The sequence below is a fragment of the Neisseria sp. HMSC069H12 genome, assembly GCF_001812735.1.
Classification (GTDB): Bacteria; Pseudomonadota; Gammaproteobacteria; order Burkholderiales; family Neisseriaceae; genus Neisseria; species Neisseria subflava.
This window is the reverse complement of sequence record NZ_KV810287.1, coordinates 20,904-46,794: the sequence shown is the minus strand read 5'-3', so window position 1 is coordinate 46,794 and position 25,891 is coordinate 20,904. Positions and strand designations below refer to the sequence as shown.

Annotated in this window: 27 protein-coding genes; 17 read left to right on the top strand and 10 right to left on the bottom strand. The window is 46.5% G+C overall.

The window, feature by feature from the left end; genetic code table 11:
* Nucleotides 1–49: 49 nt before the first annotated feature.
* The 4 genes from HMPREF2872_RS07215 to HMPREF2872_RS07200 form a co-directional block, all read right to left on the bottom strand.
* Nucleotides 50–1,447 (bottom strand): HAMP domain-containing sensor histidine kinase, encoded by a 1,398-nt coding sequence (locus tag HMPREF2872_RS07215; RefSeq protein ID WP_070632540.1) that lies wholly within the window; start codon nucleotides 1,445–1,447, stop codon nucleotides 50–52.
* 15 nt (nucleotides 1,448–1,462) lie between these two features.
* The gene (gene misR, locus HMPREF2872_RS07210; protein ID WP_070632537.1) at nucleotides 1,463–2,140 is read right to left on the bottom strand and encodes a two-component system response regulator MisR; all 678 of its coding nucleotides are present in this window, start codon (nucleotides 2,138–2,140) and stop codon (nucleotides 1,463–1,465) included.
* Between the two features lie 207 nt (nucleotides 2,141–2,347).
* Nucleotides 2,348–4,180 (bottom strand): PglL family O-oligosaccharyltransferase, encoded by a 1,833-nt coding sequence (locus HMPREF2872_RS07205; protein ID WP_070632534.1) that lies wholly within the window; start codon nucleotides 4,178–4,180, stop codon nucleotides 2,348–2,350.
* Entirely contained in the window at nucleotides 4,177–4,533 is a 357-nt protein-coding gene (locus tag HMPREF2872_RS07200; RefSeq protein WP_070632531.1) for a DUF2069 domain-containing protein, read from the bottom strand. The genes HMPREF2872_RS07205 and HMPREF2872_RS07200 overlap by 4 nt, the downstream gene beginning before the upstream one ends.
* Before the next feature lie 218 nt (nucleotides 4,534–4,751).
* Between HMPREF2872_RS07200 and hisC the strand changes: the two genes are divergently transcribed.
* From hisC to tatC, 12 genes are all read left to right on the top strand, one after another.
* Nucleotides 4,752–5,837, top strand: coding sequence for a histidinol-phosphate transaminase (hisC, locus tag HMPREF2872_RS07195; protein WP_070632528.1), 1,086 nt, complete (start codon nucleotides 4,752–4,754; stop codon nucleotides 5,835–5,837).
* 19 nt (nucleotides 5,838–5,856) lie between these two features.
* Nucleotides 5,857–6,813, top strand: a complete 957-nt coding sequence (gene hisB / locus HMPREF2872_RS07190) for an imidazoleglycerol-phosphate dehydratase HisB (RefSeq protein WP_070632525.1) — start codon at nucleotides 5,857–5,859, stop codon at nucleotides 6,811–6,813.
* A gap of 169 nt (nucleotides 6,814–6,982) precedes the next feature.
* Nucleotides 6,983–7,627 carry an imidazole glycerol phosphate synthase subunit HisH gene (gene hisH / locus HMPREF2872_RS07185; RefSeq protein ID WP_070632520.1) on the top strand — a complete coding sequence of 215 codons (645 nt, stop codon included), beginning with the start codon at nucleotides 6,983–6,985 and terminating at the stop codon, nucleotides 7,625–7,627.
* Between the two features lie 72 nt (nucleotides 7,628–7,699).
* Nucleotides 7,700–8,437, top strand: coding sequence for a 1-(5-phosphoribosyl)-5-[(5-phosphoribosylamino)methylideneamino]imidazole-4-carboxamide isomerase (hisA, locus tag HMPREF2872_RS07180; protein WP_070589522.1), 738 nt, complete (start codon nucleotides 7,700–7,702; stop codon nucleotides 8,435–8,437).
* Between the two features lie 177 nt (nucleotides 8,438–8,614).
* Nucleotides 8,615–8,932: a hypothetical protein gene (locus tag HMPREF2872_RS07175; RefSeq protein WP_003684447.1), complete on the top strand. Its 318-nt coding sequence runs from the start codon at nucleotides 8,615–8,617 to the stop codon at nucleotides 8,930–8,932.
* A gap of 40 nt (nucleotides 8,933–8,972) precedes the next feature.
* Nucleotides 8,973–9,740: an imidazole glycerol phosphate synthase subunit HisF gene (gene hisF / locus HMPREF2872_RS07170; protein ID WP_036472644.1), complete on the top strand. Its 768-nt coding sequence runs from the start codon at nucleotides 8,973–8,975 to the stop codon at nucleotides 9,738–9,740.
* Nucleotides 9,741–9,793: 53 nt separating this feature from the next.
* A complete protein-coding gene (hisI, locus tag HMPREF2872_RS07165) occupies nucleotides 9,794–10,192 on the top strand; it encodes a phosphoribosyl-AMP cyclohydrolase (protein WP_141752859.1) in 399 nt (132 codons plus the stop codon).
* A 32-nt stretch (nucleotides 10,193–10,224) separates the two neighbouring features.
* A complete protein-coding gene (locus HMPREF2872_RS07160; RefSeq protein ID WP_003679440.1) occupies nucleotides 10,225–10,548 on the top strand; it encodes a phosphoribosyl-ATP diphosphatase in 324 nt (107 codons plus the stop codon).
* Between the two features lie 118 nt (nucleotides 10,549–10,666).
* Complete coding sequence (locus HMPREF2872_RS07155) at nucleotides 10,667–10,990, top strand: histidine triad nucleotide-binding protein (protein ID WP_049329536.1); 324 nt, start codon at nucleotides 10,667–10,669, stop codon at nucleotides 10,988–10,990.
* A 35-nt stretch (nucleotides 10,991–11,025) separates the two neighbouring features.
* Nucleotides 11,026–11,229 carry a Sec-independent protein translocase subunit TatA gene (gene tatA, locus HMPREF2872_RS07150; RefSeq protein WP_003679438.1) on the top strand — a complete coding sequence of 68 codons (204 nt, stop codon included), beginning with the start codon at nucleotides 11,026–11,028 and terminating at the stop codon, nucleotides 11,227–11,229.
* Between the two features lie 3 nt (nucleotides 11,230–11,232).
* Nucleotides 11,233–11,901, top strand: a complete 669-nt coding sequence (gene tatB, locus HMPREF2872_RS07145) for a Sec-independent protein translocase protein TatB (protein ID WP_070632514.1) — start codon at nucleotides 11,233–11,235, stop codon at nucleotides 11,899–11,901.
* 15 nt (nucleotides 11,902–11,916) lie between these two features.
* Nucleotides 11,917–12,693, top strand: coding sequence for a twin-arginine translocase subunit TatC (gene tatC / locus HMPREF2872_RS07140; protein ID WP_070632512.1), 777 nt, complete (start codon nucleotides 11,917–11,919; stop codon nucleotides 12,691–12,693).
* A 140-nt stretch (nucleotides 12,694–12,833) separates the two neighbouring features.
* Here tatC and dtd read toward each other — a convergent pair whose 3' ends face one another.
* The 6 genes from dtd to HMPREF2872_RS07110 form a co-directional block, all read right to left on the bottom strand.
* On the bottom strand, nucleotides 12,834–13,295 hold the full coding sequence (dtd, locus tag HMPREF2872_RS07135; RefSeq protein WP_070632688.1) for a D-aminoacyl-tRNA deacylase: 462 nt from the start codon (nucleotides 13,293–13,295) through the stop codon (nucleotides 12,834–12,836).
* Between the two features lie 96 nt (nucleotides 13,296–13,391).
* Nucleotides 13,392–14,156, bottom strand: coding sequence for a peptidyl-prolyl cis-trans isomerase (locus tag HMPREF2872_RS07130; RefSeq protein ID WP_070632510.1), 765 nt, complete (start codon nucleotides 14,154–14,156; stop codon nucleotides 13,392–13,394).
* Between the two features lie 44 nt (nucleotides 14,157–14,200).
* On the bottom strand, nucleotides 14,201–15,073 hold the full coding sequence (locus tag HMPREF2872_RS07125) for a peptidylprolyl isomerase (RefSeq protein ID WP_070632507.1): 873 nt from the start codon (nucleotides 15,071–15,073) through the stop codon (nucleotides 14,201–14,203).
* Nucleotides 15,074–15,124: 51 nt separating this feature from the next.
* A complete protein-coding gene (locus tag HMPREF2872_RS07120) occupies nucleotides 15,125–15,397 on the bottom strand; it encodes a BolA family protein (protein ID WP_070632504.1) in 273 nt (90 codons plus the stop codon).
* Nucleotides 15,394–15,684: a YciI family protein gene (locus HMPREF2872_RS07115; protein ID WP_004519663.1), complete on the bottom strand. Its 291-nt coding sequence runs from the start codon at nucleotides 15,682–15,684 to the stop codon at nucleotides 15,394–15,396. Before HMPREF2872_RS07115 ends, HMPREF2872_RS07120 begins: the two co-directional genes overlap by 4 nt.
* Nucleotides 15,684–16,217: a septation protein A gene (locus HMPREF2872_RS07110; RefSeq protein ID WP_049329543.1), complete on the bottom strand. Its 534-nt coding sequence runs from the start codon at nucleotides 16,215–16,217 to the stop codon at nucleotides 15,684–15,686. The genes HMPREF2872_RS07115 and HMPREF2872_RS07110 overlap by 1 nt, the downstream gene beginning before the upstream one ends.
* Before the next feature lie 353 nt (nucleotides 16,218–16,570).
* Here HMPREF2872_RS07110 and HMPREF2872_RS07105 point away from each other — a divergent pair, with 353 nt between their 5' ends.
* The 5 genes from HMPREF2872_RS07105 to nosZ all read left to right on the top strand — a co-directional run bounded on the left by HMPREF2872_RS07105 (nucleotide 16,571) and on the right by nosZ (nucleotide 25,848).
* Nucleotides 16,571–18,565, top strand: a complete 1,995-nt coding sequence (locus HMPREF2872_RS07105) for a motility hub landmark protein FimV (RefSeq protein WP_083311760.1) — start codon at nucleotides 16,571–16,573, stop codon at nucleotides 18,563–18,565.
* 225 nt (nucleotides 18,566–18,790) lie between these two features.
* The gene (truA, locus tag HMPREF2872_RS07100; protein ID WP_070632498.1) at nucleotides 18,791–19,636 is read left to right on the top strand and encodes a tRNA pseudouridine(38-40) synthase TruA; all 846 of its coding nucleotides are present in this window, start codon (nucleotides 18,791–18,793) and stop codon (nucleotides 19,634–19,636) included.
* 312 nt (nucleotides 19,637–19,948) lie between these two features.
* Entirely contained in the window at nucleotides 19,949–21,010 is a 1,062-nt protein-coding gene (gene porB / locus HMPREF2872_RS07095; RefSeq protein WP_070632495.1) for a trimeric porin PorB, read from the top strand.
* A gap of 487 nt (nucleotides 21,011–21,497) precedes the next feature.
* Nucleotides 21,498–23,774: a 4Fe-4S binding protein gene (locus HMPREF2872_RS07090; RefSeq protein WP_283119006.1), complete on the top strand. Its 2,277-nt coding sequence runs from the start codon at nucleotides 21,498–21,500 to the stop codon at nucleotides 23,772–23,774.
* Between the two features lie 106 nt (nucleotides 23,775–23,880).
* The gene (nosZ, locus tag HMPREF2872_RS07085; RefSeq protein ID WP_049350970.1) at nucleotides 23,881–25,848 is read left to right on the top strand and encodes a TAT-dependent nitrous-oxide reductase; all 1,968 of its coding nucleotides are present in this window, start codon (nucleotides 23,881–23,883) and stop codon (nucleotides 25,846–25,848) included.
* Nucleotides 25,849–25,891 lie beyond the last annotated feature (43 nt).

The following is a 25,891-nucleotide window of genomic DNA, read 5'->3' as shown; positions in this document are numbered from 1 at the left end:
TCCTTATTTGTGTTTTTGGCCGTCTGAAAAGTTTCAGACGGCCTTATTTTTAGACTTCTTTTTTGTCTCCGGCTTTCTTTTTGGGAAGGATAAAGCGCATCCTCAGGCCGTTGGGTTTGACATTTTCAGCAATGATTTTACCGCAGTGCTGTTCCATAATGTGCTGCGTCAAGGCAAGCCCTAAACCTGTACCGGGTTTGTGTGCGCTGGAGTCGGCGCGATAAAAGGCAGTGAAAATATGCGGAAGTTGCATTTCATCTACGCCAGGCCCGTTGTCGGTAACATCGATAATCCAGTTTTTGCCATCTTGTCCAATATGGGTTTGAATGGTGCTGCCTTCCGGACTGTAATTGATGGCATTGCGGATAACGTTGTCAAAGGCACGGTATAGATAGCCTTCGTTGGCGCTGACCACGGCATTTTCAGGGATTTTTGGATCAATGCTCAGGGTAACGCTTTGGTTGTTTTGGTGTGCAATGCTTTGGTTGTCCTCAATCAAGTTAGTCAGGAAAGGAACGAGTTTGAGGTTTTCTTTTTCCAAAGGAATATTGGAAGTTTCCAAGCGGGAGAGGGTCAACAATTCGCCGACCAAAGTATCCATGCGTACCAGTTCACCTTCAAGGCGCTTGAGGTATTGCTCTTGTTTTTGCGGCTGAGCTTGAATCAGGCCGACAATCGCCTGCATACGCGCCAGCGGCGAACGCAATTCATGCGAAACGTGGTGAAGTAGATGGCGCTCTTTGGCAACAAGTTTTTCAAGTTTTTCGGCCATTTTGTCGAACTGCACAGCGAGGTGGGACAATTCGTCGTCACGGTCGTCAACTTGTTGGGAAATGCGGGTCTCAAGTTCGCCGTTGGCTACTCTGTCCATGCCGCCACCCAAAATTTTAATAGGCTTGGTAATGTTGTTGGCAAGGATGTATGCCATCAAGAGCCCCACAACGATGATAAAAGACAGAATGATAAATTCGTGCCAAATAGGCGAAAGCGGCAAGCCGGGAATGAAGAGTGGGCTAGGGGGGCGTTGGGCTTGATGATTGTCCCAGCCTTTAATAAAGAAGAGGTATTCTTCGCCGAAACGGTCGTATTCGATGTGTGCCAAATCAGATTCGGGGTTGTTGATGGCAAAGATACGGGCGCGCTCAATGGAGAGGCTGTCGATGTTTCGGCCTAAAATATCTTTTTTATCGTCGCCGGTAATGACATAAACGGCATTGGAAACCGGATTGTTTTTCCATTCGGAAAGAATTTCGCGCGCACCGCTGTCTCCGCGTGAGTTGAATGCGGAAATGATGCTGCTCATCAATGTGGTTTCGATGGTGCGGCGTTGGTTGAATTGGTTTTCGGCAAGGGTGTTTTGTACCAGCCAAAATGAAAAACTCGCCACAAAGATTGCGCAGACGATGACTGCGCAAAATGTGGCGAAGATGCGTTGAAACAGTTTCATTGATCTGTTTAATCTTTAGTTTTTAACAAACAGGTAGCCTAAGCCGCGTACAGTTTGAATCAGGGAAGCATCGCCCAATTTGTGGCGGATGCTGGAGATGTGTACGTCGATGCTGCGGTCAAATTTAGCCAGTTTGCGGTCGAGTGCCTCGATAGATAGAGTTTCTTTGCTGACAACTTGTCCGGCGTGGCGCATCAAAACTTCAAGCAGATTAAACTCGGTGCTGGTCAATTCAAGCGGAGTGTCTTTGATGCTGGCTTGGCGTTTGGCAGGGTAGAGGACAACGTCGCTGACAGAAATGCTGTTCGGCGCGTTGTTTTGTTCGTTGCTGTGTTGTGCACGGCGCAAGATGGCGTTGATACGTGCCAAGAGTTCGCGCGGTGTGCATGGTTTCGGTACGTAATCGTCCGCACCCATTTCTAAACCGATAATGCGGTCGATGTCGTCACCTTTTGCGGTCAGCATGATGATGGGCACAGTGCTTTGGGTACGTACGTTTTTCAGTACGTCCAAACCGTTCATTTTAGGCATCATGGAGTCTAATACGATGACATCGTATTGTCCGGTCAGAATTTCTTGAACGCCGGCTTCGCCGTCAGGAACGCTGTGAACGTTGAGGCCTTCGGCAGTCAGGTATTCGGTCAGCAATTCGGTCAAGAGGGCATCGTCATCTACGAGTAATACGCGACTCATGGAATTTCCTTTTCGTGATTGTATGCGCCGTGGCACTAAATAGGCGGTGCGGCGATTAAAATAGAGTTGTATTCAATCTTAACATGCAATCTGCTTTTGTTGATAGCGTAATTTTCTGTGCTTTTGCGCTTTTTTGCATAGAAACTTGTCGCTCTTTACATTTCCAGACGGCCTGTAAGGACAAACTGACAATTGAGTGAGTTTTGTTTAGGGTTTATCACAAGATTTGGCAGTTTGGTGTTTCGGTGCATTGATGAAATCTTTGCAATCAGACAAAAGTTTGGGCAGCAGTGGGGCGAATGCCGGATGGCTGCGTATTTTGTCGGCGTAGAAATACATCATATAGGGGTAATAATATTGCACTGCCTGCATCCATTGCGCACCTTCTTCTTTTTTGCCTTGTCGGTAGAGGTAGAGGCCAACTTGATAGGCGTTAGAGTAGGGGCGGTAGGTCAGGGCTTTAAGTGCGGCCTCTTCTGCCCATGGGCGGATGTAGGCATCGGTCGGGTCGGCACGTTTGCTCAAACTTAAATCGGCGTAATAGGCAAGCATAGGGCTTTCTTTGGAAAGCTGCTGCAAACCGTCGATTTTGTTTTGGACTGTTTGCGGATCGTCGGTTTTCCCTATACGGCTATATTGGGTCAGATTTTGATATTCCCAGCTGAGGTTTGCCATGCCGATTAAAATCGATAAAGCGGCTATACCGCCTGCCCACTGTCTGATTCGGGTAGATAAAGGGCCGTCTGAAACATCTTTTGGATAAGAAGGTGTCAGCGATAGAATCAGGCTGAATACGGTGAGAAAATAAATATACCAAAGCGGATATTCGAGCATGCTGTGGCAGAGGCTGACGGCGGCGGCGGTCAGCAAAAACAGGGAAGCCGGCGTTTGGTTGCGGCCCGACAGTCGCCATACGGCTGCAAGCAGGGTTAAGGTTGCAAGCAAGGTGCCGGCAATGCCCATTTCAGACAATAACTGCATGACGATATTGTGCGAATGGGTAAACAGTACGCCGAGAATATTGTTGGGGAAGTATTGTTGTTGGGCATTGATCAGGAAGGTTTGCTGGGCAAAGCTGTTCCAGCCATGTCCGAACCAAGGTGCGGATTGAAAGGCAATCCATGCCTTGCTCCATTCGATTTGGCGCATGGAGCCTTCAAAACCGCTGGTGCCTGCGCGTTCGACAGCGGTTTCGTATTTGATGTTGCCAAACAAATCTAACAGGCTGCCCATGCCGAATTGGAAAGCGGCGGCCAGGATGGCGGTCAGAAGGAAAATGCACAGTGCGCGTTTGTGTTGGAAACGGGTACGCCAAAACCATAACGGCGTAATCAGGAATAGGGCGGCAATGTAGCCCAAGATGGTGCGCGAGTTGACAAGGCCGAGGGTCGCAGTCAATGCCAATACGAACAGAAAACCTGCTGCATTGGACATTTTGCGCGCCGTCCATAAATAGGATGCCGCTAAAATACCCCACATCAAATAATGTCCCAAATGATTGCGCTGGCCGAGTTGGCCGTTTACGGTGCCGTTGCTTCGGGCGACGATGCCGTTCAACCACTCTACGTTGGACCAACCTTTAAATTGCAACCAAACGATGGCAGCCTGTATGGTTGCACCTATCAATAAAGACCAAGCAAAGATGCTGACGACACGTTCCTGTCCGTAAGCTGCTATCCAGCCACGCACCGACCATGCGCCCAGTGCCAAAATGACAAAGGTCCAGGCGGTGATGTCGCTCATACCGGGGTAGATGGAATGCATGAGGCGCACTTGGAGCGACCAAAATGAGGCCATGGCAAACAAGCCGATACTGAGTGCAGGAAGGCGGATATTCAACAGGCCTTTGTGTGCGCTAATCAATGTCAGTACCAATGAGCCACTCAGCGAGATGGCTTCTAAATAAAAGCTGGGCAGTGGACCGACTCGGTAGAGTGAAAGAAAAGGGACGGCACAAATCCAAAGAAAACTGAGCCATAAAGGCCAAAAGGTTTTCACTGAAGATTCAGTCAGGCCGTCTGAAAGTGTGTGGTAGGTCATTTTGATGTATGTTTTTGTTGTTTGATAAATGCAAGGCAGCCGAGGAAAAAGGCAATGCACAATAATACGGAAACGGCGGCGCAAATCCGGCTGGCGACGGTTGTGTCGGCCAGGCGCATACAGGCTTCGGCAAAGTAAATCAGAATCAGCATGGAGCTGTATTGATAAGTGTAGATGCGTTTTTTCAAAATACCGGTCAACGGCAGGCACAGCGGCAGGGCTTTCAGTGCCAGCCATGAGCCGCCTTCACGCAATGGTGCGATCCACAATTCCCATGACAAGGAAAGCAGAATCAGCAGGATAAGGCTTATGGAAGTTGCAAGATAAGGTAATGGGGAGCGTGTATTGTTCACAATATTGAGGGCGTAAAGCCGTACTGGAAAACTTAAAATTATACCGCTAAAAAGGCAGGGTAAGCCAAGAATATTGCTTAAAGATGCTGAAGAAAGGATTTATTGTTTTTTCTTCAAACGAATGAAACTTTATCTTGTTTTATAGTCTTATCAATATATATATCTAGTAAAGATTGTGCTACTATTATAAACACTTTATCTCAGGAGGATAGAAAACCATGAATCGCGTTGCTGATGTTATCCGTGATGACATTAAAGTAATGACAGCCTATCAGGTTGCCGATTTGCCGGAAGGTTTTATTAAGTTGGACGCCATGGAGTGTCCGCATCATCCTTTCGCCGGGTATGAATCTTTATTGTCAGAATGGGCGGATTTGGCAAAGCAGGCACCGATTCATTTGTATCCTCATGCTGCCAAGAGCGGTATTTATGAAGAATTGAGGGAGGTTTTCGGTATTCCCGATAAGGCGGAAATCGCGTTAGGCAACGGCTCCGACGAGCTTATCCAATTTTTGACTATGCTGGTTGCCAAACCAAATGCGCGTGTATTGGGTATTGAGCCAAGTTTCGTTATGTATCGTCATAATGCCGCGCTTTATGGCATGGAATATGTCAGCGTTCCCTTAAATACGGATTTCACTTTAAATCTCCCTGCCGTTTTGTCCGCTATCGAGCAACATCAGCCGTCATTAATTTTTATTGCCTATCCCAATAATCCTACCGGCGTGTGCTTTAAACGAGAAGAAGTAGAGGAGGTCATTCGTGCGGCTACCGGCATTGTGGTTGTCGATGAGGCATATGGCGCGTTTCATCATGACAGTTTCCTTCTGTGGGCGGGCGAAGTCGAAAATCTGGTCGTAATGCGCACCATCAGTAAAATCGGCTTTGCAGGCTTGCGGATGGGATATGCGGCGGCAAGTCCAAGCATTATGGGTGAACTGGCTAAAATTCTTCCGCCTTACAACATGAATCAATTAAGCTTGGCGGCGGCAAAATTCTCATTGAAACATCATCAAATCATTCAGCAAAACATTGATACATTAAAAAATGAGCGTTCGCGCGTGATGAATGAATTGTTGAAATTAAACCGTTTGCAAGTTTTTCCGAGCGAAGCCAACTTTATTACCGTTCGCGTTCCTGATGCGAACGAGCTGTTTGAAACATTGAAGCAAAACCGCATACTGATTAAAAAACTGCATGGCAGCCATCCGCTTTTGGATCAGTGTGTCCGCATAACCATAGGCTCGGCAGCGCAAAATGATGCCGTCTTGGCTGTTATTAAAAACCTTTACCCCAATCTTTGATTTCAAGGAAACTACCATTATGAATAAAGCTCAATTGCATTTGACCAATTTTTTGTTACTGGTTGAAGAAGCCGGCTCATTGACCAAGCTTGCACGCGCATGCGGTTATGAAAACTCCGCCTCTTTGTCTCAGCTCAAACGCCGTTTGGAACAACAGGCAGGCGATGAGTCTGCACGCGGCATTCGTCCGAGTCTGGCTGCGAAGTTGGAATCTGGTATGCACAAACGCAAAGGCTGGATGAACCGTGATCACAGTAAAGATCAAGAAAAAGCAGCAGCGGTTGAAGCGGCGCGTTTGGAAAAACAAACTGTCGAAGCAGCCGAAGCTGGTGTTTCAACCGAAGGCCGTTTTGTTACCGTTACCCGCAATACCTGCGAAACCCAAATTACCGTCAGCCTCAATCTTGACGGTACCGGCAAATGCCGCTTGGATACCGGCGTTCCTTTCCTTGAACACATGCTTGCCCAAGTAGCGCGTCATGGTTTAATTGACTTGGATATTACCTGCAAAGGCGATTTGCACATTGACGACCATCACACGGTTGAAGACATCGGTATCGTATTGGGTCAGGCACTGAAACAAGCGCTTGGCAATAAAGCCGGCATTACCCGCTATGGCCATGCCTATGTTCCGCTGGATGAAGCGTTGAGCCGTGTAGTCATCGACCTTTCCGGCCGCCCCGGCTTGGTATACAACATCGACTTTACCCGCGCCCTGATCGGCCGTTTTGATGTTGATTTGTTTGAAGAGTTTTTCCATGGGCTTGTGAACCACAGCATGATGACCTTGCACATCGATAACTTGAGCGGCCGTAATGCGCACCATCAAGCCGAGACTGTTTTCAAAGCCTTCGGCCGCGCCCTGCGCATGGCGGTCGAATACGATCCGCGCATGATGGGTCAAACGCCTTCTACCAAAGGCACGCTGAGCGAAGAATCTGTCCAAGAAGAAGCAGAAGCCGCATCTGAAGAATAAGGCATCGTGTGAATGAATAAAGGCCGTCTGAAACCGATTGGGATTTCAGACGGCCTTTTATTATTTGTCTTGTATATCGGCAATATTTTGTTTTAAACCATCTTTTGCTACAATCATTCTCATTATTATATTAATCATTAAATGTTTTCAGACGGCCTGAGGAGAAGCAATGAAAGTAGCGATTGTTGATTATGGAATGGGAAACCTGCACTCAGTATTGAAATCTGTTCAGGCGGCGCAGGTCTTGTCTGACAAACATGCCGAGGTTTATCTGACTTCGCACCCCGAAGAGGTGATGGCGGCAGATAAGGTAATCTTTCCGGGGCAGGGTGCCATGCCGGATTGTATGTCGGCGCTGAAGGCAAGCGGTTTGGGCGAGGCAGTTTCAGACGGCCTGAAAAACAAGCCGTTTTTTGGCATTTGCGTAGGTGCGCAATTATTGTTTGAACACAGCGAAGAAGGCGATACAGATGGTTTGGGTTGGTTTGAAGGTCAAGTAAAACGGTTTTTGTCCAATCAAACCGATGCGCAGGGAGGCCGTCTGAAAGTACCGCATATGGGTTGGAATACAGTGTGCCAAACCCGTCCGCACCCTTTATTTCAAGACATTGGGCAGAACGAGTATTTTTATTTTGTTCACAGCTATTATTTTGCTCCGAAAAATGAAGAGATTGTTTTAGGCGTCAGCGAATATCCGAATGAATTTGCCTGCATTGTCGGTAAGGACAATGTGTTTGCCACACAGTTCCACACGGAAAAAAGCCATCAGGCAGGATTGCTGCTGCTGCGTAATTTTTTAAATTGGCAGATTTGAGGCTTTAACATAAATCTACTAAAAATCGCTAATTTGTGTAAAATATACTGAAATTGAGTAGAGGAGAAGAAAATGCTGTTGATACCTGCCATTGATTTGAAAGAAGGACGCTGTGTTCGCTTAAAACAAGGCTTGATGGAGCAGGCGACGGTGTTTTCCGATTCGCCGGCAGAGATGGCTTTGCATTGGCGCAATCAAGGCGCACGCCGTTTGCATTTGGTTGATTTGAACGGCGCATTTGCAGGTGTTCCTCAAAATTTTCCGGCAATTAAAGAAATTTTGGCCGCCGTAGCCAAAGATATTCCGGTACAGCTTGGCGGCGGTATCCGTGATTTGGGCACCATTGAAAAGTATTTGGATTTAGGGCTGACTGATGTGATTATTGGTACGGCCGCGGTAAAAAATCCTGAATTTGTGCGCGAAGCATGTAAGGCATTTCCGGGTCAGATTATCGTCGGCTTGGATGCCAAAGACGGGATGGTGGCGATAGACGGTTGGGCAACGGTAACGGAGCACCATGTCGTCGATTTGGCCAAGCGTTTTGAAGACGATGGCGTCAACAGCATTATTTATACCGATATCGGCCGCGACGGCATGATGAGCGGCGTGAATATCGAGGCTACCGTCAAATTGGCTCAATCAGTGAATATCCCGATTATCGCTTCCGGCGGCTTGACGAATTTGGACGATATCCGCGCATTGTGTGCCGTTGAAAAAGAGGGTGTGAGCGGTGCGATTACTGGTCGCGCAATTTATGAGGGAAGTATTGATTTCGCACAGGCACAAAAACTGGCCGATTCTTTGGCTTGACCTAAGTGCGTTTAATTATGCAGATTAGGGCTTTGCAAGGGGTAACAGCGCAGGAGTTGGCGCATAGCTGAAAATACCTTCAAAAGCGGCATTTTGCAAAGTCCTTAGACTTAAAATCTGTCTGAAATAATTATAAAAAACAACTCACTCAATATCTTATTTTATTAAGGGATTGGTATGCTTGAAGCGTTTGTTTTGGGTTTTTGGATTATCTGGTCATCCGATCGCGAAGTGTATCCGCTAAGCGAAAGTTTGTGGTTTACACTGATTGCAGTGATACTGCGACAGCTGACGGCGTTTGATTTGCCGATTATCGATACCTATTGGATGATTTTCAATGGGATAGTGTGGGCATTTGCCGGTTTGATTTTTTCCATAGTCGGCCGCATCGACAGCAATTTCATCATCTCCTGCATTTTGGCAATGATAGCGGGGATTGGTTATTTTCAGCTGTTGCAACATTTGCCGGATTGGTTGAGCAAATTTTTGGCCTGACGGTTTCAGACGGCCTGATAACGGATAAGAGGTATTGAGTATGGCATTGTCAAAACGAATAATTCCTTGTCTGGATGTAAAAGACGGTCGCGTGGTAAAAGGTGTCAACTTTTTGGGTTTGCGCGATGCAGGTAATCCGGTTGACGTTGCCAAACGCTACAACGATGAAGGCGCAGATGAGTTGACCTTTTTGGACATCACTGCCTCCAGCGACAATCGCGACACTATTTTGCACGTTATTGAGGCAGTCGCTTCACAAGTTTTTATTCCATTGACGGTCGGTGGCGGCGTGCGTACGGTTGCTGATATCCGTCGTCTGCTTAATGCCGGTGCCGATAAGGCCAGCATCAATACGGCCGCTGTAACCAATCCTGATTTGGTAAACGAAGCAGCCGGTTTTTTTGGTTCGCAAGCGATTGTTGTAGCCGTCGATGCCAAAGCGGTCAACCCTGAAAACACCCGTTGGGAAATCTTTACCCACGGCGGACGTAATCCGACCGGGTTGGACGCGGTGGAATGGGCTGTCGAAATGCAGCGACGCGGTGCGGGCGAGATTTTGCTGACCAGTATGGACCGGGACGGTACCAAGCAAGGTTTCAACCTGCCTTTGACACGCGCGGTCAGCGAAGCGGTCGATATTCCGGTCATTGCTTCCGGTGGCGTTGGTTCGGTTCAACACTTGGTGGACGGTATTAAAGAAGGAAAGGCCGATGCGGTATTGGCCGCCAGTATTTTCCACTTCGGCGAAGCGAGTATCCGCGAAGCGAAACTGGCCATGCGTGAAGCAGGAATCGAAGTGCGTTTGTGATTGCTATCCAAAGGCCGTCTGAAAAATATGGGAGAAAGACGCACATGTCGAATATAAACGAAACGCTGCTGAATGCCGTAAAATTTGATGAAAAAGGTTTGGTTTGCGCCATTGCCCAAGATTGGCAGACACGCCGTGTGCTGATGGTTGCCTGGATGAACGCCGAAGCCCTGCAAAAAACCGTAGAAACCGGTTTTGCCCACTATTACAGCCGTTCCCGCCAAAAACAATGGATGAAGGGCGAAGAGTCCGAACATACGCAAAAAGTACATGAATTGCGCCTGGATTGCGATGGCGACGCGGTGGTCATGCTGATTGAACAAAATGGCGGCATTGCCTGTCATACTGGGCGAGAAAGCTGTTTTTACAAAGTTTGGCAAGAGGGCGCATGGCAGACAGTCGATGCCGTGTTGAAAGATGAAGAAGCAATCTACGGACATAAACATCCTTAAGGCCGTCTGAAAGAAAATAAGAGAAACCGACCATGACCGATACTATCCTTACCCAAATTCAAAACGTCATCGATTCGCGCAAAGGCGGCGATCCTGATGCTTCTTACGTTGCCCAACTGCTGCATAAAGGCGAAGACAAGATTCTGAAAAAAGTCATCGAGGAAGCGGGTGAAACCTTGATGGCCTCTAAAGATGGCGGTGGCGAACATTTGGTTTACGAAGTGGCGGATTTGTGGTTTCATACCATGGTTTTATTGGCGCATCACGGATTGCGCGCCGAAGATGTGGTCAACGAGCTTGCGCGCCGTCAAGGTTTGTCGGGATTAGTGGAAAAAGCTTCTCGCAAAGAATCTTGAATTTATATTACAATCTCGTATTTGACTTGTTTCGGAATCCGTCTCTTGGGGCAAAAACGATTTCCCTTTTTTGGTTGAACCCCGTTATGCCCATTTTTAGACAGCCATTGGAGCCATTATGGATAATTGTATTTTCTGCAAAATCGCAACCAAAGATATTCCGGCACAAACCGTTTACGAAGACGATGAGATGCTTTGTTTCAAAGACATTCGTCCTGCCGCGCCGGTGCATCTGCTGCTGATTCCGAAAGTGCACTTCGATTCACTGGCACACGCAACCGCCGAACATCAAACCCTGTTGGGCAAAATGATGTTGAAAGTTCCTCAAATCGCCCATGAGGCAGGTTTGACCGACGGTTTCAAAACCCTGATCAACACAGGCAAAGGCGGCGGACAAGAAGTCTTCCACCTGCATATCCATATCATGGGTACGCCTGCATAACTATTATCTATTTTTAACAAATTCAAGGATTTATCATGGGTAGCTTCTCTCTCTGGCACTGGATTATCGTACTGATTATCGTCGTTTTGGTATTCGGTACCAAAAAATTGCGCAACGTCGGCAAAGACCTCGGCGGTGCGGTACATGACTTCAAACAAGGCCTGAACGAAGGTACAGACGGCAAAGATGCCAAAAAAGATGAAGTCATCGAACACAAAAAAGACGAAGACAAAGCATAATCCATGTTTGATTTCGGTTTGGGCGAATTGCTGCTGGTCGGCGTTGTCGCCCTGATAGTGCTTGGCCCCGAACGTCTGCCGCAAGCCGCGCGCACGGCCGGGCGTTTGGTCGGCAAATTGCAAGGATTCGTCAATAGCGTCAAGCAGGAACTCAACACTCAGGCTGAGTTGGACGAATTGCGCAAGGTGAAGCAGGAATTTGAAACCGCTGCATCTGAGTTTCGCGACGGTATCAAAGACTTGGGCAACGATGCACAAAAAAATCTGAGCGATATTTCAGACGGCCTCAAGCCGTGGGAACGCCTGCCCGAACAAAAAACGCCTGCCGATTTTGGAGTGGACGAGTTGGGCAATCCTTTGCCTGATCTGGCTTCAAACAGCACTGAGAACGAAAGTGCAATCCAGGCTTCTGAGCAGAGTGGGGCAGTACAGACCCAAGAGCTTGTCGAGGCTGAAAATGCCGAGTCCGAGCAAGACCGCGCTTGGCGTGAGTATTTGACGGCTTCGGTTTCACCTGCTTCTGCTCCTGCGGTTGAAGTCAGCTATATCGAATCCCCTGTTGCCGATGTTCCTCCGCTGCATACGACTTCTTTGCGTAAGCAGGCGATGAGCCGCAAACGCGATATGCGCCCGAAATTCCACGCCAAGCCCAAACTGCGCGTCCGTAAGTAAAAAGTGAGTCAACCGGTGTCCGAACCTCAACACGAACAACCCGTCCAACCGCTTATCGAGCATCTTCTCGAGCTGCGCCGCCGCATGATGTGGATCGTCATCGGTATTGTTGTCTGCTTTTTGGGCATGATGCCGTTTGCCCAGCAGCTCTATACCTTTGTTGCCGAACCATTAATGGCCAATCTGCCTAAAGATACCAGCATGATTGCGACCGATGTGATTGCGCCGTTTTTTGTGCCGGTAAAGGTTACCTTGATGGCGGCGTTTCTGCTGTCGTTGCCGCACACGCTGTATCAAGTCTGGGCGTTTGTCGCCCCGGCTTTATACCAAAACGAAAAGCGTTTGATTACGCCGCTGGTGTTGTCCAGCGTGACGCTCTTCTTCGTTGGGATGGCGTTTGCCTATTTTTTGGTATTTCCCGTGATTTTCAAATTCTTGGCCGGTGTAACCCCTGTCGGCGTCAATATGGCGACCGATATCGACAAATACCTGTCCTTTATTTTGGGCATGTTTGTCGCATTCGGTACGACGTTTGAAGTGCCCGTCGTTGTGGTGTTGCTTGCAAAAATGGGCATTGTTTCGACTGCACAGCTTAAGAATGCGCGTCCGTATGTGATTGTCGGTGCGTTTGTCGTGGCCGCAATCATCACGCCACCTGATATAATTTCTCAAACCCTGCTTGCTGTTCCGCTGATTCTGCTCTACGAAGCAGGCATTTGGTTCAGCCGCTTTGCCAAAGTGAAAACGCAGCAGGAAGATGAAGATACACCGCAACCACCGGCAGAAGTTTAAGAATTAAGGCCGTCTGAAGAATTTTTCAGACGGCCTTTGTATCATGGCACTTCAGTTTTTAAGATAAAGTATGATGGAGGTTTGGGGAATCGTACAAAAACGCTACAGCCCCAATTTCAGACGGCCTTTTTTGATGGAATTTAGAATGTTTTTTGCGAATCAAGCAATAAGGTAACCGGCCCGTCATTGCAAAGGGAGACCTGCATATGGGTTTGGAATCTGCCGGTTTCGACAGTCAATCCATGTTCGCGTAGAAGTTGTGCGGTGTATTGATAAAGTTTATCCGCTTGTTCTGCGGGCGCAGCATTGGAGAAAGAAGGGCGGCGGCCGCTGCGCGCATCGGCGTAAAGGGTAAACTGGGAAACCAGTAATATCGAGCCGCCGACATCTTTGAGCGATAAATTTAATTTGCCGTTTTCGTCTTCAAAGATACGCAGATTGGTGGTTTTATCTGCAATGTATTTGGCGTCCGCTTCTGTATCGGAGTGGGTAACGCCGAGCAATATCATAAATCCGTTGTTGATTTCGCCGCAGGTTTCACAGGAGTTTTTGGACAAAACGTCAACTTTGGCTTGGGTAACTTTTTGGATAACAGCGCGCATAATCTTGTGTGAATAAAAGGAGTTGTAAAAAAGGGCGTAAGATACGCCCTCTGAGTTCAAATATAGTTTCAGACGGCCTGAAACCATTGAATTAATTTACGGATTAATGCTGTTTTCTTTCAAGATACGTTTGATCTGATTCTCGACTTTTTGTCGTTTGACAGCTTGGGCAATCTGATTGCGTACCAGTTCGAAAGGTTCGGCATTAGGATTACGCTCTACGGCGCTGAGTTTAAACAGATAAAAACGGTTTCCCATCTGAATCGGCTCATGCGTTACATCACCTCGGTTCATGTCGGCAAAAGCGGAAGCCAGTTGAGGCGAAAGCTGCTGCGGAGAGATGAAGCCGTCGAACTCTTGTTCGGGGTTGGGATAGCGTTTCATCAGCTCTTCAAATGACAAGCCTTTGAGCAGCAGTTCTTGCGCTGCGCGGACTTCTTCGGCTGAAGCAAAGCTGACTTGTTGCAGCTTGATGATGCGTGTTTGCTGGTCGTAGAAACGGCGCAACTCGGCATCGTCAACCACAGTTTGGCGTTCTAAATAAGCAGCGTATTGGTTGGCATAAAACTCAGCTTCAACGTTTTTAAACTGATTCTGTACTTCTGCATCCTTATCCAAACCAGCCTTGATGGCTTCATTTTTCAAAACTTCCAAAGTCTGCAAACGTGTAACCACATCTTTGCGGATTGCCTGACCATCGGGTTTGGCAGTCTGGTTGGGATGTTGATCGGCTTGTCTCAATACTTCGGCGACCATGCTGTCGATACGGGCAGGATCGATTTCAGGTGCTTTGGCGGTTGCCAAGCCGACGGTCGATAGGGTGAGGATAGCCAAAACGGCAGTTTTGGGCTTGATGTTCATGTGAGTTCCTTATTGCCCGCCGTTATCACGGCGGGCACGTTATATTATTTGTTGACTTTGATACTGGCTTTTTTCAGCAATGATTGAATAGCCGCATCAACACGGGCTGCCTGTAAGTCGCTGCCAATCTCGTTTTTAGCGACTTCGTAAGAAGGTACGGTAACGTTACGACGATCATTGACATAGAAAACGGCGTACAAATTACCGTTTTGCAGTGGCGTTTTAGTGTGTGCACCTTTTTTCAGGTCTTTGACAGCAGCGTAAAGCGGAGGCGCTGATTCTTGCAAATCTTTAAGCGGAATATAAGCTTTAGGGATGCCGCCGGCTTTTTTGGCCGCTTCGTCAATTGAGTATTGGTTCAATACCGAAACAAAGCTTTTTTTCGCATCCAAATCGGCAATGGCTTTTTGGGCATTGCTGCTGCTGTCGGTCACGATTTCGCCCAGTTGGACTTCCTGAGTACCTTTATAGAAGTTGCTGAAGTCGTTGTAAGCGGCTTTGACATCTTTTTCTTGAACAGGATATTGACGGACGATATGCGCCGCGAAAGCTTGGCCTAACAAATCATTTTCGAAAGCTGCCCATTCGGTTTTGAAGGTGGCTTTTTTATCTGCACCTTGCTTGGCGGCATCGGCACGCGCTTGCTCCAATGCTGTTTTGAATTCAGCGCTTTGATCCAGTTTTAATTTTTTGGCTTCTTGGGTAACAACAGTGCTGATAATTTGGCGTTCAGTCAGCATTTGACGCAATTCAGGAGTGTCTTGAACGTTCGGGTTGCTGGCGCGTACGGAAGCAACTTGGTCATCGATAACGCTGCTGTCGATGGCTTGACCGTTGACGGTCACCAAAGTTTGGGCAAACAGGGTGCCGGAAGTCAGGGCAAACATCAAGGCTGAAGCAAAGTAGGTTTTTTTCATCGTATTTCTCATTTAAATTAATGATTGGAAATCAAAGTTTGGGCAGTAATCTTAATGGAAGTATTCGTCCGGCGTGGCCGCTTTGATACTGAGTGCATGAATCAGGCTGTCTGAAAACAAGTCCTGTAAAAGCTGCTTAATCATACGTTGCCGCTGGAGGCGGCCAATGTTTTCAAATGCGTTGCTGACCACCACTATGGCGTAATGCCCGCCGCCTTTATTACCGGCATGGCCGGCATGCAGATGGCTTTCATCTTCAAAATCGAAGAACTCAGGCTCAAGCGTTCGCAGGCGTTCCTCGATAATTTGACGAATATTGCTCATTTGAACACGGCTTTAAAGGGTTTAATCAATACTTCTGCGTATACGCCGGCATCAACGTAAGGGTCTTGTTCTGCCCATTCTTGTGCAGCGTCCAAAGATTCAAATTGAGCCACAATCAGGCTGCCGGAAACACGTTCCGGATTATCTGGTAGAGGATTGGGGCCGGCAGTCAGCAGACGGCCTTGCGCTTTCAATTCTTCCAAGCGTGCCAAATGAGCAGGGCGTGCTGCCATGCGTGCTTCGTGGACATCTTCGGCATCAGTGGCCAAAAGCATGAAATATTCCATTATTGATCCTCCTTAGACTGGAAACGCATCAGATACATACCCTGTGCGATGGAAAAAATGATTGTGAAGCCCAATGTGCCGAACAGTTTGTAATTGACCCATTGGTCTGGAAAATACGTAAAGACAAAGAGGTTGGCCGCACCCATAAAAATTAGGAAGCCAATCCATGCATAAGTCAGGCGTGTCCATACAAAATCAGGGAGCTGCATTTCTTTGCCCATGACGGCTTTAAGCCCGTTTTTACCGGCCAGGTGGCTGAACAGCATGACGATCGCGCCGATCCAAAACAGAACGGTTGGTTTCCACATGATAAAGCGGTTGTCTTTCAGCAGAATCGTTGCACCGCCAAAAAAGACAATCAAAATCAGGCTGACCCATTGCATGGTGTCCAGCTTGCGGTGTTTCCAAAAGGTCAGCGCAGCTTGGGCAATACCGACGATAACCGCAACAGTTGTTGCGGCAATCATGTCTTTGGTGATGATGTATGTGATGAAAAATAAGAATACGGCGAATAAGTCGCTCAAAATCTTCATATATTAATGATGAAACTAATTGAGTAAATGCTAATCATACAGGGAGATGTGTTTTTTTGCACGTTTTACCATGACTTTAATATCGCACATATTTATATGAAATATTTGTTTTGGGTTGGCGAAATTTGTAAAAAAGAAACACAAGCATGCAAAAGTAATAGATTTGCTAAGGAATTTTAGGCTGAATAGCCTCTATTGCTTGGCAGGAATGGGTTAAAAATATATCATGGCGTAATATCTAGTAAATATATGGTTAAATGCGTGCACATTGGTTAGTACCATAATTTCCGAACAGGGGATCAGTTTTGAAAAAACATCACAATATTAAATTAATTACAGCTTCTATCGCTTTAATGACATCGCTCAGTGCCTCTGCAGGTTTGGGCGGCTTGAATGTTCAATCTCATTTGGGTGAGCCTTTTACAGGCAGTATCACTGTAACTGGCGAGGAAGCTCAGGCTCTGCTTAATGGCGGTAAGGCCACTATTTCAAATGGCAATTTGCGCGCAGCGGTACGCAAATCAGGCGATAAGGCAGTCGTTACCATCCGCTCTTCTAAAGCCATCAAAGATCCTGTTTTGGTTTTCCAAGTAGGTGTTGGCGCGCAATCGCGTGAGTACACCGCTATTATCGATCCGGCCGGATATGATTCTAAAGATGCTGCATCTGTTCGTATCCGTCCGGCCACTGAATCTCAATCTTCCGAGCCGACACGCAATGCCCGACAGCCTGCAACTAAAAACAATAAAGCAGCAGGTAATCAGACAGCTCAAGCGCGTAAGGATGTACAGCGTAAGGCTGAGAAAAAACAAGTTCAGACGGCCTCTGCTAAAAACGACACGGCTGCACGTTCAGGCAGGCAGCATTTGGTGCGTACGGGTGAAACCCTGATTGCCATCGCGTCCAGCATCCGTCCGCAGGGTATGACCTTGGATCAAACCATTCAGGCTTTGGTAAATGCCAATCCGGATGTGTTTATTGATAATAATGCCAACCGTATGTTGGCAGGTAAAGTACTGAATATTCCAAACCGTAGCGAATTGCAACGCTTGGCTGCTTCTGCTCCTGTTAAAACCAATATAGCGGCAGAGAAAGGCAATGAAGCCGTCAATGCAACAGAAGCTAAAACAGAAAAACCTGTTGTTCAGCCTGAGGCTCAAACTGAAGCCCAGGTTAAAGATGCTGGTGTAAATACACAGCAACAGGAAGAAGTGAAACAAGCTTCAGCTGAACAAGCAGAACAAGCAGAACAAGCAGCATCTGCATCGGTCAATGAAAACACCGCATCGGCTGTTCCTGCATCTGATGGTCAAGAAGCTATGGCTTCTGATGCTCAAGAGAATGTAGTGGCTTCTGAGCCTGTTGCAACCACGGATTCTGTCGCGGAGCAAACAGAAAGCGAATCAGACGGCAATTTATGGAAATGGTTATTGGCAGGCGGTGCAGCCCTTATTGCTGCTTGGTTGTTGTTGAAAGCTGCCGGTAAACGTAATGACGAGCTGGAAGAAGCACCTGTAAGCCGTAAGGATGAAGAGAAGGTTGTACAGAAAAATGTTGCTGCTTCAGCTGCTGCGGTTGCTGCAACTAAAGTAACGCCGTCTGAAAAAACTCAAGACGGTCTGTTTATCGAAGATGATTTCGAAGATGATGTGGTTATCAATGAAGTAGAAGAATCTTCCAATATCGATGATGTCAAACTTGATTTGGGTAAGATTGACAATAGTCAGGCAGGTATTCTTTCAGGTGCAGTAACGCATGATGTTGAGACAGAGCAACGCCGCCATGCTGATTGGGATAGTATCGAATCAACAGAAAGCGTGTACGAGCCTGAACCAGAAAATCCGTATCAGCCAGTATCGGTTGTTATGCCGGAACGTAAAGAAGAGCAGGTAAATACATTTGCTGAGTTTGATTTGGCGGCAGAGAAAAAAGTCTCCGAGTCAAGAAATGAAGAGCCACTCGAGTTTACGGTAGAAACCCCTGAAGTTTCAGACAGCCATGTGCTGCCATTCGATGTCAAGCAAGATCAAGACTTGCAAATTCAAGAAATCAAAGAAGAAGTAGAGAAAGAAGAAGCTGCTTCTGAGTTTGTGATTGAAGAAGGTGCATTGGAATGGGGAGCTGAAGATGTTTCAGTGGCTGCCGATAAAAGCAATAGTGAAAGAGGCTTTGTTTCAGAATCAGTCGGCATGACTGCACCGCTTGAAGCCAAATATGATTTGGCTAAGATGTATATCGAAATCGGTGATCCTGAAGCGGCTCGAGAAACATTGCAAGGGCTGATTGAAGAGGCTGAAGGCGATATTCTGCATAAAGCCCAAAAATTGATGAAAGAACTTGGCGCATAAGTGCCAGTCAAATGAAGATGCCGTTTCAGACGGCATCTTTTTTATGGTAAATTAAAAAGCAAGATTTTGTCTGAGTCTATGATTGGTTGGGTAAGATTTCAGCTTTATATGATGGTTGAAGATAAAGGCCGTCTGAAATACATGAGAGGCGTGTGTTGATCACGCCTTTTTAATATTGGTTACCTGAGTGTAGGCAACAATATCAATTTACAAGAAGTATAAGAAATGACTGAACAAGCAAATACAACAGGGCATCTGATGCAGCGTTGGGCTTTGACCCTCTCTTATGACGGTAGCCGTTTTTATGGTTGGCAAAAACAGGCTGGAGATTTGCCAACTGTTCAGACGGCCTTAGAGCAGGCGTTGTCTTCAATAGCAGGGGAGCAAATTAATACTATTGTTGCGGGAAGGACGGATACAGGTGTGCATGCAACTGCCCAGGTAGTGCATTTTGATACATCAGTAAGCCGTCCTGAGCAAGCATGGGTGCGGGGTGTCAATGCGCATTTGCCTGATGGTGTTGCTGTATTGGTTGCGCAAAAAGTTGCATCTCATTTTCATGCCCGATTTGATGCTTATGGCCGCCATTATCGTTATTTATTGGAATCCTCACCGGTTCGTTCTCCATTATTGGTTGGCAGAGTAGGGTGGACACATTTGAAATTAGATTTGAATCTGATGAGGCAGGCTGCTGCCTTATTGGAGGGGGAACATGACTTTTCTAGCTTTCGAGCGGCTGAATGTCAGGCGAAGTCTCCTATAAAGACACTATATAGTACAAAGATTAGTGGAACTTCTCGCTATCTGTGCCTTGATTTGCATGGGAACGCATTCTTACATCATATGGTACGCAATATTATGGGTGCATTGGTATATGTGGGTAGTGGCAGAATCAGTGTGGATGAGTTTGAGTCGGTCTTTCATGCAAAAAGTAGATTGAAGGCTCCGCCAACTTTTATGTCTGATGGCCTGTATCTAACAGGTGTTGATTATCCTGATGAGTTTGGAGTGACGCAGCTATCGTTGCCCGAGTGGATGAGCGTTCTAGGTAATGGTTTTCAGACGGTCTAGCTGTGGATTGTTGGTATAAAAGCAACAAAATAGCGTGATTGATGTGTAAACTGATAAAGTGTTGTAAAAGTGCAAATATTGGTTTTGAATAAATTGATCATTGATTTTAAATAATAAATTTCTACTTTTGGGGTTGTCTCTACCTTTATTTGGTTTCTGCGGTAGTGGGGGGAGTTGAATAAAGTTTGTTTTTTTAGAGAGGAACAATTATAGTGACAGTCATGGAATCGCTGATTCCAGCGATAAAGTAAGCCTAAGCGGATTATCCGGTCTGCTTAAGTTATTTCTTCACAATAGAAAAGGAATACAGCAATGAAAAAATCCCTGATTGCCCTGACTCTGGCGGCTTTGCCTGTTGCAGCTATGGCTGATGTAACTCTGTACGGTCAAATCAAAGCTGGCGTGGAAGTTTCTAAAGTAAAAGAGGGTAAGACTTCTTCTAAAACTGCTACTGAGATTGCTGACTTCGGCTCTCGTATCGGTTTCAAAGGCCACGAACACTTGGGTAGCAACCTGAATGCTATCTGGCAAGTTGAACAAAGAACTTCTATCGCCGGTGGTGACTCTGGTTTCGCAAACCGTGAATCTTTCTTGGGTTTGGAAGGTGGTTTCGGTAAAGTTCGTGTCGGTAACTTGGATACTGCTCTGAACGAAAGCAGCGACAGCTTCGACCCTTGGGAGTCTAGTGATGCTAACGCAGACACTCTGCAACTGGGTAAAATCAAACGTGTAGATGGTCGCAAAGTATCTGTACGTTACGATACTCCTGTGTTTGGTGGTTTCAGCGCAAGCGTACAATACCAACCTCGCGACAATGCTAATCCTAGCGATAAATACGATCACGCTGTGAAAAGCCGTGCATCTTACGACTTGGGCTTGAACTATGAAAATTCTGGCTTCTTCGGTCGCTACGCTGGTTCTTTCGCTAAACATGCTGTCTTGGATGCTGGCTACTTGGATACATTCAACGGCAACACTACCTTGACTGCTGGTACTTACAAAGATCACCAAGCTCACCGTCTGACTGCTGGTTACGATGCTAACAATCTGATGGTTGCTGTTGTAGGTCAATACGAAGGCTTCAAAGAAGATGTCGCAAATGCTAAGAAAAACGAACGTGTTGAAGTTGGTGCAACTGCGGCTTACCGCTTCGGTAACGTAACTCCTCGTGTTTCTTACGCTCACGGTTTCAAAGCTAAAGAAAAAGGCGTGAAACAAGAGAACAGCGTTTACAACCAAGTTATCGTTGGTGCTGACTACGACTTCTCTAAACGTACTTCTGCCCTGTTGTCAGCCGGTTGGTTGAAAGAAGGCAAAGGCGACAACACATACGAGAAAACTGCTGGTACTGTTGGCCTGCGTCACAAATTCTAATCTGACTTAAGATTAGTCTGAAAAAGAGCCTGTTTTATACAGGCTCTTTTTGTTTTTGTAAGAAATGTATTTTGTCATTGCAGGGGCAGGTTAAAGTATCTTCGATATTCGTTTTCAGACGGCCTATGGAAATTTAAGTCAGGTTCTATTCTATTTAATATATGCTAAATGAAATTTCAGAAATTGTTTTGAGTATTATTATAAATAAGTTAATAATGTAGGGATGATTATTGGATTAAGTTGATTTTCCTATATTTCATGTCTACTAATAAAAGATTTATTTTTATAGTTCTAAAGTATTATTAGCATGTGGAATTTGGTTTTAAGATTTGTAAATTTGATTTTAATCAAATTATTGCCGATAGATGATTCATATAATATCAGTGTTTAGAGTATCGATATATCGGGAATAGCCATGTCCTGTCTTGAAATGAAGTGCTTAGGTGGCATTTGGAAACGAATCCTTGTGCTTTTTGCTGTGTTTTCTATGATGATAGTAAGCCTGCCTGCTTACGCGGAGCGCTTGCCTGATTTCTTGGCAAAAATTCAGCCTTCTGAAATTTTTCCTGGTGCTGATCGCTACGGCAAACCTGAAGGTAAGCCTTTGGTTGCTCGTGTATATAAAGGCGAAGAGCAGCTTGGTTTGGTTTATATCACGACTGATGTGGTTAATACGCGCGGTTATTCGAGTAAGCCGATTGATACGATGATCGCATTGGCCAATGATGGCACTATTGCGGGAGCAAAATTGGTTGAGCACCATGAACCAATTATGCTGATTGGTATTCCGCAATCCCGAGTCGATAAATTCATTGATAAATATATTGGCTTAAATTTTATTAAAAATCCTCCGCAGCCTGGCGTGGCTCCTGCGGATATCATCAGTGGTGCGACTGTAACGTTGATGGTGATTAACGACAGTATTCAGCGTTCTGTCAAATCGGTTATTCATCAATATCATTTGGGTACTGATAAAGCGACTCAAGCCGGTGCTGCTGCCGCTTCTGGTGAGCAGGCTGCAAATGAGTTTGCGGTTCAAACCCGTCCCCGTCGTGCTGTGAATCCTGATAAACAAGACATTCAGTCTTGGAATGCGTTGTTAGAACAAAAAGCTGTTGGTCATCTGCATATTTCTGTTGATGATATCAACAAATTATTTGAAAAAGGCGGTAAAGCCGGTGTTGCAGATCATGCAGAGCAGGGTGATGGTAACGATACATTCGTTGATTTATATGTCGCTTTGGTCAGCCAACCTTCTATCGGTAAAAGCCTTTTAGGTGAGGCAGGTTGGAATAATCTGCAAAAACGTTTGCAACCAGGTCAACAGGCAATTATGGTTGCCGGTGAAGGCCGATACTCTTGGAAGGGCTCAGGCTATGTGCGTGGCGGTATCTTTGACCGTATCGAAATGATTCAGGGCGATACCAGCTTCCGTTTTACCGATGCACAACATGAGCGTGTGGTTGCTTTGGCAGCGGAAGGTGCGCCTGCATTTAAAGAGGTTTCTTGGTTTACTATCCCTGAAGGTGTGGAATTTGATGCTGCCGAGCCATGGCGTTTACAACTGATGATTCAACGTGTGTTGAGCGTTAACGATAAAGCTTTCGTAACTGCAGATTTGGATTACGAATTGCCAAAAGGCTACTATGTCGATGATCCAAAAGCACCACCTGTTGAAATCAGCGCGCCGGTTGAGCAAGTTGCGGCTGTAGCTTCAGCTTCTGAAAGTACGGGTATTGCCGAAGATGCGACTGCCGGTGATGATGGTGTTTCCAACCAACTTTGGAAACAGGTTTGGAAAGCTAAACAAGGTCAAATTATTGTTGTCGGTATTGCTTTGACAATTCTCCTGTTGGTATTCCTATTCCAAGACTGGATTGTACGTTACGAAAAATGGTATGACCGTTTCCGCCTATGCTTCTTGACATTTACCTTGGTTTATATTGGTTGGTATGCGCAAGCACAATTATCGGTTGTCAATACGCTGACCTTGTTCTCCGCAATTTTGACTGAGTTCCACTGGGAATTTTTCCTGATGGATCCGCTGGTGTTCATTCTGTGGCTCTTTACAGCGGCGACCATGCTGTTGTGGAACAGGGGTACGTTCTGCGGCTGGCTGTGTCCTTTCGGTTCATTGCAGGAGTTGACCAATCGCGTTGCTAAAAAACTGGGCGTAAAACAAATTACTGTGCCACATTTGTTGCATACGCGCCTGACAGCCATTAAATACGTTATCTTCTTCGGTTTGCTGGCTATTTCCCTGTACGATTTGGGTACTGCTGAAAAATTTGCAGAAGTTGAACCTTTCAAAACCGCAATTATTCTGAAGTTTATGCGCGAATGGTGGTTTGTATTGTTTGCTGCAGCTTTGCTGATTGCCGGTTTGTTTATCGAACGTTTCTTCTGTCGTTATCTGTGTCCTTTGGGTGCGGGTATCGCATTGCCGGGTCGCTTCCGTGTGTTTGACTGGCTGCGCCGCTATAAAATGTGTGGCAACCCTTGTCAGATTTGTACACATGAATGTCCGGTTCAGGCCATTGCACCAGAAGGCGATATTCATCCGAACGAATGTATCCAATGCCTGCATTGCCAGGTAATGTATCACCACGATACACGTTGTCCTCAAGTAGTGGCAACGAATAAGAAAAAACAAAAACAAGCGGCGGCAAAATCTGAGCAGTACGATGCGGCAGCAACGAAAAATGCTCAAGAACAAGTTGTTCAGTTTGTTAAAAAAGAATCGGCAATTAGTGTTGATAAGTAGTTATTTATAAAAAAGAGGGCTGTATCGGCAGCCCGACTTAGAAATTTTTTCATCGGTAGGCCGTCTGAAAAAAATCGGCCGCCGGATTTTATCCAAGGAGTGTCGTATGTCAGACGAAAAATTAGAACAAAACGGCTTAAGCCGTCGTTCATTCTTAGGTACTGCCGCTGCTTCCGGTGCAGGTATTGCCGGTGCCGGTTTGTTGGGCTTGGCCGGTTGCTCTAACGGTGAGGGTGACAAAGCTGCCGCTTCTGGCGCAGCTCCTGCTGAAAAAGCAGCTGCTCATTCTGCCGAGCCGGGCAAAATGACTTCCGAAGTGGGTCCAGGTGAACTTGACCAATACTACGGTTTCCTCTCAGGCGGTCAATCAGGCGAAATGCGCTTGATCGGTTTGCCGTCTATGCGCGAACTGATGCGTATCCCTGTATTCAATATGGACAGCGCTACCGGTTGGGGTCGTACTAATGAGAGCTTGAAAGTCCTCAACGGAAATATTACCGAAGAAACCCGTAAATTCTTGCAAGACAGCGGTTTGCGTTGCTACCCTAACGGCGACTTGCACCACCCACACTTGTCTTTCACCGACCAAACTTACGATGGCCGTTATGCTTACGCCAACGATAAAGCAAACACTCGTGTTTGCCGTATCCGCTTGGATGTGATGAAAACCGATAAAATCATTGATATTCCTAATGCTTCAGGTATCCACGGCCTGCGTCCGCAACGTTATCCGAAAACCGGTTACGTTTTTGCCAACGGCGAGCATATCGTTCCTGTTGACGGCGTAGGCAAATGGGATGATCCTAAAACTTGGAATGCCGTTTATACCGCAATTGACGGCGAAACCATGGAGATCGCATGGCAAGTTTTGGTAGACGGTAACTTGGACAACGGCGATGCCGACTACCAAGGTAAATACTCTTTCTCTACCTGCTATAACTCTGAGCGCGCTCTGACTGTACAAGGTGCTTCTTCTAACGAGCAAGACTGGTGTGTGGTATTTAACCTGGCTGCTATCGAAGAAGGCATCAAAAAAGGCGACTTCAAAGAAGTTAACGGCGTGAAAATGTTGGATGGTCGTGCGGAAGCCAACTCTCCATACACTCGTTATATCCCGGTTCCTAACTCTCCTCACGGCTGTAATGCAAGCCCTGACGGCAAATACATCATGCTCAACGGTAAATTGTCTCCAACCGTTACCGTATTGGATGTTAGCAAACTGGACGATTTGTTTGCAGGAAAAATCAAAGAGCGTGATGTTGTCGTAGCCGAGCCTCAACTGGGTCTTGGCCCATTGCACACTGCATTTGACGGTCGCGGCAATGCTTATACAACATTGTTTATCGACAGCCAAATGGTGAAATGGAACATCGATGATGCGATTAAAGCCTACAAAGGCGAGAAAATCGATCCGATCAAACAAAAACTGGACGTTCACTATCAACCTGGCCACAACCACACTACTATGGGCGAAACCAAAGAAGCCGACGGTAAATGGTTGGTGTCTTTGAACAAATTCTCCAAAGACCGCTTCCTGAACGCAGGTCCTCTGAAACCTGAGTGTGACCAATTGATCGACATCTCCGGCGATGAAATGCGTCTGGTTCACGACAACCCGACTTTTGCAGAACCGCACGACTTCTGTCTGGTTTCCGCTTCCAAAGTGAACCCAAGCAAAACTTGGGACCGCAAAGACCCATGGTTCTGGAAAGATGCTTTGGAACAAGCGCAAAAAGACGGCGTTGAGTTGGAAAAAGCCGCTAAAGTCGTACGCGAAGGCAACAAAGTACGCGTGTACATGACTGCCGTTGCGCCTGCATTCAGTATCCCTCAATTTGAAGTGAACCAAGGCGACGAAGTGACCGTATACGTGACCAACGTTGAGACTATTGAGGACTTGACTCACGGCTTCACTTTGGAAGGCTACGGTATCGCTATGGAGATTAGTCCGCAAGCGACATCTTCTGTAACCTTCAAAGCAGTCCGTCCAGGCGTACACTGGTACTACTGCCAATGGTTCTGCCACGCATTGCACATGGAAATGTCAGGCCAAATGATTGTTAAACCAAAATAATTTTGGTTTGATGATTTAATCCTTTAGGCCGTCTGAAAAGACA

Bases quoted from the DNA above. Each gene is read 5' to 3' on its own strand.
- HMPREF2872_RS07115 (WP_004519663.1), bottom strand. From the start codon at position 15,684: ATGGAATATTTCATGCTTTTGGCCACTGATGCCGAAGATGTCCACGAA.
- tatA (WP_003679438.1), top strand. From the start codon at position 11,026: ATGGGTAGCTTCTCTCTCTGGCACTGGATTATCGTACTGATTATCGTC.
- HMPREF2872_RS07120 (WP_070632504.1), bottom strand. From the start codon at position 15,397: ATGAGCAATATTCGTCAAATTATCGAGGAACGCCTGCGAACGCTTGAG.
- HMPREF2872_RS07110 (WP_049329543.1), bottom strand. From the start codon at position 16,217: ATGAAGATTTTGAGCGACTTATTCGCCGTATTCTTATTTTTCATCACA.
- misR (WP_070632537.1), bottom strand. From the start codon at position 2,140: ATGAGTCGCGTATTACTCGTAGATGACGATGCCCTCTTGACCGAATTG.
- porB (WP_070632495.1), top strand. From the start codon at position 19,949: ATGAAAAAATCCCTGATTGCCCTGACTCTGGCGGCTTTGCCTGTTGCA.
- HMPREF2872_RS07205 (WP_070632534.1), bottom strand. From the start codon at position 4,180: ATGACCTACCACACACTTTCAGACGGCCTGACTGAATCTTCAGTGAAA.
- dtd (WP_070632688.1), bottom strand. From the start codon at position 13,295: ATGCGCGCTGTTATCCAAAAAGTTACCCAAGCCAAAGTTGACGTTTTG.
- HMPREF2872_RS07105 (WP_083311760.1), top strand. From the start codon at position 16,571: ATGACATCGCTCAGTGCCTCTGCAGGTTTGGGCGGCTTGAATGTTCAA.
- hisC (WP_070632528.1), top strand. From the start codon at position 4,752: ATGAATCGCGTTGCTGATGTTATCCGTGATGACATTAAAGTAATGACA.
- HMPREF2872_RS07175 (WP_003684447.1), top strand. From the start codon at position 8,615: ATGCTTGAAGCGTTTGTTTTGGGTTTTTGGATTATCTGGTCATCCGAT.
- HMPREF2872_RS07090 (WP_283119006.1), top strand. From the start codon at position 21,498: ATGATGATAGTAAGCCTGCCTGCTTACGCGGAGCGCTTGCCTGATTTC.
- tatB (WP_070632514.1), top strand. From the start codon at position 11,233: ATGTTTGATTTCGGTTTGGGCGAATTGCTGCTGGTCGGCGTTGTCGCC.
- HMPREF2872_RS07215 (WP_070632540.1), bottom strand. From the start codon at position 1,447: ATGAAACTGTTTCAACGCATCTTCGCCACATTTTGCGCAGTCATCGTC.
- hisA (WP_070589522.1), top strand. From the start codon at position 7,700: ATGCTGTTGATACCTGCCATTGATTTGAAAGAAGGACGCTGTGTTCGC.
- hisF (WP_036472644.1), top strand. From the start codon at position 8,973: ATGGCATTGTCAAAACGAATAATTCCTTGTCTGGATGTAAAAGACGGT.
- nosZ (WP_049350970.1), top strand. From the start codon at position 23,881: ATGTCAGACGAAAAATTAGAACAAAACGGCTTAAGCCGTCGTTCATTC.
- HMPREF2872_RS07155 (WP_049329536.1), top strand. From the start codon at position 10,667: ATGGATAATTGTATTTTCTGCAAAATCGCAACCAAAGATATTCCGGCA.
- HMPREF2872_RS07160 (WP_003679440.1), top strand. From the start codon at position 10,225: ATGACCGATACTATCCTTACCCAAATTCAAAACGTCATCGATTCGCGC.
- HMPREF2872_RS07125 (WP_070632507.1), bottom strand. From the start codon at position 15,073: ATGAAAAAAACCTACTTTGCTTCAGCCTTGATGTTTGCCCTGACTTCC.
- truA (WP_070632498.1), top strand. From the start codon at position 18,791: ATGACTGAACAAGCAAATACAACAGGGCATCTGATGCAGCGTTGGGCT.
- hisB (WP_070632525.1), top strand. From the start codon at position 5,857: ATGAATAAAGCTCAATTGCATTTGACCAATTTTTTGTTACTGGTTGAA.
- HMPREF2872_RS07130 (WP_070632510.1), bottom strand. From the start codon at position 14,156: ATGAACATCAAGCCCAAAACTGCCGTTTTGGCTATCCTCACCCTATCG.
- hisH (WP_070632520.1), top strand. From the start codon at position 6,983: ATGAAAGTAGCGATTGTTGATTATGGAATGGGAAACCTGCACTCAGTA.